Consider the following 5,650-nt stretch of genomic DNA (forward strand, 5'->3'; position numbering starts at 1 on the left):
CGGCCAGCTTGCGGATATCGGCGTCGACCATGATCCGGGCCAGCTCCCGGGACTTCACCTCGGGCTTCCACCCCAGCAGCTCCTCGGCCTTGGAGGCGTCGCCGATCAGCGCGTCGACCTCGCTGGGGCGTTCGTACTTCGGGTCGTAGCGCACGTGCTCGCGCCAGTCGAGGCCCGCGTGCTCGAAGGCGTACTCCAGGAAGTCCCGGACGCTGACGCCCTCGCCGGTGGCTATCACGAAGTCGTCGGGGGTGTCGCACTGGAGCATCCGCCACATGGCGTCCACGTACTCCGGCGCATACCCCCAGTCCCGGACCGCGTCCAGGTTGCCCAGGTGCAACCGGTCCTGGAGCCCCGCCTTGATCCGGGCGACACCCCGGGTGATCTTCCGGGTCACGAAGGTCTCGCCCCGGCGCGGCGACTCGTGGTTGAAGAGGATCCCGTTCACCGCGAACATGTCGTACGCCTCGCGGTAGTTGACCGTGGCCCAGTAGGAGTAGACCTTCGCCACGCTGTACGGGCTGCGCGGGTGGAACGGGGTCCTCTCGTTCTGCGGGGGCGGGCTGGCGCCGAACATCTCGGAGGACGACGCCTGGTAGATCCGAGTCTGGATACCGGCCCGGTGACGTCACCGGTGTACAACGGGGCGTCGAAGGACACCCGCACATGCGACTGCGCGCCCAGGTTGTAGACCTCGTCGGGCTGGATGTCGCGCAGCAGGTTCACCAGCGCCACACCGTCGGACAGGTCCGCGTGATGCAGGACGAAGGAGCGCTCCGGCTCCTCGGGACCCTGGTAGATGTGGTCTATCCGCTCGGTGTTGAAGCTTGAGGAACGGCGTATGAGCCCGTGCACCGTGTATCCCTTGTCGAGCAACAACTCGGCCAGATACGAACCGTCCTGGCCTGTCACCCCGGTGATGAGCGCGGTCTTCGCCACGATTCCCCCTTCTCTGCTGATCGCCTCGGCGGCGATGTTCACCGATATTCCGGAATTGGAGCGTTATGCGGCAAAGTGTCACCGCAGTCCTTTTCTGCTGGCACAATCCGAGCCATGACGACCGAACTCCCCGTCCCGTCCCAGGAATCCGCCCGTTCCCTACTGCGGCCCGGCTCCCGCATATTCGTCGCGGGACACCGCGGCCTGGTCGGCTCGGCAGTGGCCCGCCGCCTCGCCGACGACGGCCACGAGGTGCTCACCCGCGGCCGCGACCTCCTCGACCTGCGCGACGCCGCGCGGACCGAGACGTATCTGAAGGAGGTCCGCCCGGACGCCGTGGTGCTGGCCGCCGCCAAGGTGGGCGGGATCATGGCCAACAGCACGTATCCGGTGCAGTTCCTGGAGGACAACCTGCGCATCCAGCTCAGCGTGATCGCGGGCGCGCACGCGGCCGGGACCGAGCGGCTGCTCTTCCTCGGCTCGTCGTGCATCTACCCCCGGCTCGCGCCCCAGCCGATCCGCGAGGAGTCGCTGCTCACCGGGGAGCTGGAGCCCACCAACGAGGCGTACGCCCTCGCCAAGATCGCCGGAATCGTCCAGACCCAGTCCTACCGGCGGCAGTACGGCGACTCCTACATCAGCGCCATGCCCACCAATCTCTACGGGCCCGGCGACAACTTCGACCTGGAGACCTCGCACGTCCTGCCCGCGCTGATCCGCCGCTTCCACGAGGCGCGCAGGGACGGGGCCCCCGAGGTGACCCTGTGGGGGTCCGGCTCGCCGCGCCGTGAGTTCCTCCATGTCGACGACCTCGCCGCCGCCTGCGTGAGCCTGCTGGAGGCCTACGACGGCGACGAACCCGTCAACATCGGCTGCGGCGAGGACCTCACCATCCGCGAACTGGCGGAGACCGTACGGGATGTTACGGGTTACGAGGGGCGCATCGCCTGGGACACCTCGAAGCCCGACGGGACCCCCCGCAAGCTGCTCGACGTCACCCGCCTGAACGCCCTCGGCTTCACGCCGAAGATCCCGCTGCGCGACGGCATCGCCCGCACCTACGCCTGGTGGCTCGGGCAGCTCCCGCCCGGGCAGTGACCGCCCGCCGCCGGGAGAGGTCTCCCGGCGGCGCACCGGTGGTGCTCCTCGCATCTGTCCGCCCGCCGCCATTCAGTACGCCCCGCGGCCGTCGGTGACGGCGCGCACGGTGCGGGCGAGGAGCCCCAAGTCGGCGGCGACCGACCAGTTGTCCACGTACCAGAGGTCGAGCGAGACGGTCTCCTGCCAGCTGAGATCGGAGCGCCCGCTCACCTGCCACAGACCCGTGAGCCCCGGCTTCACGGTGAGCCGGCGGTGCTCCCGCTCGTCGTAGCGGGACGCCTCCTCCGGCAGCGGCGGCCGCGGCCCCACCAGCGACATATGGCCCAGCAACACGTTGACCAGCTGCGGGAGTTCGTCGATCGACGTACGCCGCAACATCCGGCCGACCGGAGTCACCCGGGGGTCGCTGCGCATCTTGAACAGCGGCCCGTCGACCTCGTTGACCACGGCGAGCTGCGCCTTGAGCTGCTCCGCGTCCGCCACCATCGTGCGGAACTTCCACATGGTGAACGGCCGGTTGTGCTGCCCCTGCCGGACCTGCCGGTGGAAGACCGGCCCCCGGGAGGACAGCCGTACGCTCAAAGCGACCGCCAGCAACAGCGGTGCCAGGGCCAGCAGTCCGAACAGGGCGCCCGTACGGTCCAGCACGTCCTTGGCCACCGCCTGCGGCCCCCCGCGCAGCGGCGGCGCGATGTGCAGCAGGGTGAGCCCGGCCGCGGTGACGGGGCGCACCCGCTCGGCCGCCACACCGGACAGCTCGGAGAGCACGGACAGGGCGACGCCCCGGTCGTGGAGCCCCCAGCCGAGGCGCCGCAGCCGGTCGCCGGTCAACTGGGGCCCCGGAGCCACCAGCACCAGGTCCGCCGCATGGGCGTAGACCCCGCCGAGCACCGTCGGCACATCGTCGTCGGCCGGGCAGGACGCGAGGCGTCCCGGGACCTGCACCCCCTCCAGCTCCAGCCGGTCGGCGCCCACCGGAATGGCGGCGACCAGGCTGTAGTCGTGGTCCGTACGGGAGGTGAGCAGCCCGGCCGCCCGGTCCACGCCCGCCGCCTCACCGACCAGCAGCACCCTGCGGACCCGACCGGCCCGCCGGGCGGAACGCGGCCACCGGTGCAGCCCGGCCACCGCGGCGGCGATCAGCAGTCCCGGCGCGACGGCGACGACCGCCGTGGCCGGGTCCACCGGGCTGCCCGCCGCCGTGTGCAGCACGGCCAGCAGGCCGATGAGTACGAGCCAGTCACCGACCGCGCCGGCCGCGCAGGCCGCACCGCCGGGCTCGGCCCGCAGCCGGTCGGTGTACCGCCCCCGGGCGCCGCGCAGCCCGAGCCACAGCAGCCCCGCGACCGCGGCGGCCGCCACCGGTCGGGGCTGGTCCCCCGCGCTCAGCAGCAGCCAGGCCGGACCGGCCAGGCCCAGCAGGTCGGTCAGTGCGGCGAGGACCGGGCCGCGCGTGGGTGTCCGCCGGGCCGGCACCGGCCCGGCCGGGTCGCGCTGAGCCGTCGGGGCCCGCCAGAGTTGCTCCAGGGCCGCCGTGCGATTCCGGGACGCGGCGGTGCGGGGGCGCGGTGCGCCCCGCAGCCCCACCGGTCCGGATAGGTCGGTATCAGGTATTTCGACATGCCCCATGAGCCCCCCAGCCACAGTTGCACCCCCACAAACGGGACGCATCCGCCGATCCCATGGACTGACGGATGCGCCCTCGCTCGGTGCACGATATCCACACACGTGCCATTTCGCTGGAGTTCTCGTGAAGTTCAGACGCCTCGGTTCAGACACCCCCGATCGACCGGAACCGTCCGATGTCGCCTGGTGGGCAAGGATATTGATGGAGTGACAGCCGGGTAAGCGCTTGTGTCGCATGTCCCTCGCGACCCCTGAGGGGGCGAGGCCTGCGAGGACGTCAGAGTGCGCCCTCCGTGCGCCTCCCGGCGCGCCGGTGGACCAGCAGCCCGGCGCCAACAAGCCCTGCGGCCACGAGAGTTACCGACATCACAGGGGCCCCGGAGCCGCCGATCGGCCCGTACGGAGAGGGGTCAGCCTTCGTCGGCCGACGGCAGGGCCTGCTCGGTCCAGATGGTCTTCCCGGTCGGCGTGTACCGGGTGCCCCACCGCTGGACGAGCTGCGCGACGATGAACAGGCCGCGCCCGCCCTCGTCGTCCTCCGCGCTGTGCCGCAGGTGGGGGGAGGTGTGCCCGGTGTCCGCGACCTCGCACACCAGGGTGCGGTCCCGGATGAGGCGGAGCCCCAGCGGCCCGCCCGCGTACCGGACCGCGTTGGTGACCAGCTCGCTGACGACGAGCTGGGTCGCGAACACCAGCTCCTCCAGGCCCCAGGCCTCCAACTGCCCGGTGGCCAGCTCGCGGGCGCGGCCCACCGACACCGGCTCCGCCCTCAGCTCCCAGTCGGCGACCCGCTCCGCGTCGAGCTCGCGGGTGCGGACCAGGAGCAGGGCCGTGTCGTCGGCGCTCGTGCCGCCGGGCACCAGCTCGGACACCGCCCGGTCGCACAGCTCCTCCAGCGACGCGGAACGGTCCGCGAGCACCCGGCCCAGCGTGTCGAGGCCGTGGCCGATGTCGTGGTCCCGGGCCTCGACCAGGCCGTCGGTGAACAGGGCCAGCAGGCTGCCCACCGGCAGCTCGAACTCCATCGACTCGAACGGCAGGCCGCCGAGGCCCAGCGGCGGCCCGGCGGGCAGGTCCGGGAACGACACCCGGCCGTCGGGGTCGACGATCGCCGGCGGCAGATGCCCGGCCCGGGCCATGACGCAGCGTCGGGAGACCGGGTCGTAGACCGCGTACAGACAGGTCGCCCCGGTGGTCACGTCGTACGTCTCGACGGCCCCGCCGTACGCGTCCGGCGGCTCCTCCGCGGGCTGCCCCACCAGGTCGTCCAGCCGGGTCAGCAGCTCGTCGGGGGCCATGTCGAGCTGCGCGAAGGCCCGTACGGAGGTGCGGAGCCGTCCCATGGTGGCGGCCGCCTGGAGGCCGTGCCCCACCACATCCCCCACCACCAGGCCGACCCGGGTCCCGGACAGCGGGATCACGTCGAACCAGTCCCCGCCGACGCCGGTCACATCGTCGGCGGGCAGATAGCGGTAGGCGGTCCGGACCGCGGACTGCGGCGGCAGGTGGTGCGGCAGCAACTGCCGCTGGAGGGCGAGGGAGGCGGTGCGCTCGCGGGTGTAGCGGCGCGCGTTGTCGATGCAGACCGCGGCGCGGGCCGCCAGCTCGTCGGCGAGGGAGACCTCGCCGTTGTCGAACGTGGTCGCCCGGTCGGGGGCGGGCGGCCGGCCCGAGGCGTCGGGCGCGACGCCCCGGTCGAAGGTGACGAGCCCGAGGATGCCGCCCCCGGCCCGCAGGGGGACGACGAGAGTGCCCTCGTCGAGCACGAGCCCGCCGGAGGACAGGCTGCGGTGCTGGGGGGAGCCGGGCGGATAGACGACCGGCGGATACGGGTGCCGGTCGTCACCGCAGAAGCCCGGGGGCCCGGTCACCCCGCGCGGCGCGGCCTTCGGGCCTGCGGAATCCAGCAGTCCGGGGCCCGGGAGGCCGGGGCCGGGCAGGGCGGGGTCCGGTCGGTCCGGATCCGGGAGGGGCGGGTCCGGGG

4 protein-coding genes and 1 pseudogene are annotated in these 5,650 nt (G+C 72.6%); 2 read left to right on the forward strand and 3 right to left on the reverse strand.

Translation table 11 applies throughout. From position 1 onward, the window contains the following. A pseudogene (gene gmd / locus D3105_RS32125) lies at positions 1 to 939 on the reverse strand (GDP-mannose 4,6-dehydratase); the annotation flags it as partial. Here gmd and D3105_RS34805 point away from each other — a divergent pair. Beyond that, the gene (locus tag D3105_RS34805; protein WP_165891120.1) at positions 866 to 1,057 is read left to right on the forward strand and encodes a hypothetical protein; all 192 of its coding nucleotides are present in this window, start codon (positions 866 to 868) and stop codon (positions 1,055 to 1,057) included. The pseudogene gmd and the gene D3105_RS34805 sit on opposite strands and share 74 nt — an antisense overlap. After that, positions 1,054 to 2,037, forward strand: coding sequence for a GDP-L-fucose synthase family protein (locus D3105_RS32130; RefSeq protein WP_118906377.1), 984 nt, complete (start codon positions 1,054 to 1,056; stop codon positions 2,035 to 2,037). Before D3105_RS34805 ends, D3105_RS32130 begins: the two co-directional genes overlap by 4 nt. 72 nt (positions 2,038 to 2,109) lie before the next feature. Here D3105_RS32130 and D3105_RS32135 read toward each other — a convergent pair whose 3' ends face one another. Both D3105_RS32135 and D3105_RS32140 read right to left on the reverse strand, forming a co-directional pair. Further along, complete coding sequence (locus D3105_RS32135; protein ID WP_206273022.1) at positions 2,110 to 3,669, reverse strand: exopolysaccharide biosynthesis polyprenyl glycosylphosphotransferase; 1,560 nt, start codon at positions 3,667 to 3,669, stop codon at positions 2,110 to 2,112. Positions 3,670 to 4,076: 407 nt separating this feature from the next. Then, the coding region (locus tag D3105_RS32140; protein ID WP_240647101.1) for an ATP-binding SpoIIE family protein phosphatase at positions 4,077 to 5,650 on the reverse strand (1,574 nt) is incomplete at its 5' end.

Source organism: Streptomyces globisporus (assembly GCF_003501885.1).
GTDB classification, from domain to species: Bacteria; Actinomycetota; Actinomycetes; order Streptomycetales; family Streptomycetaceae; genus Streptomyces; species Streptomyces globisporus_D.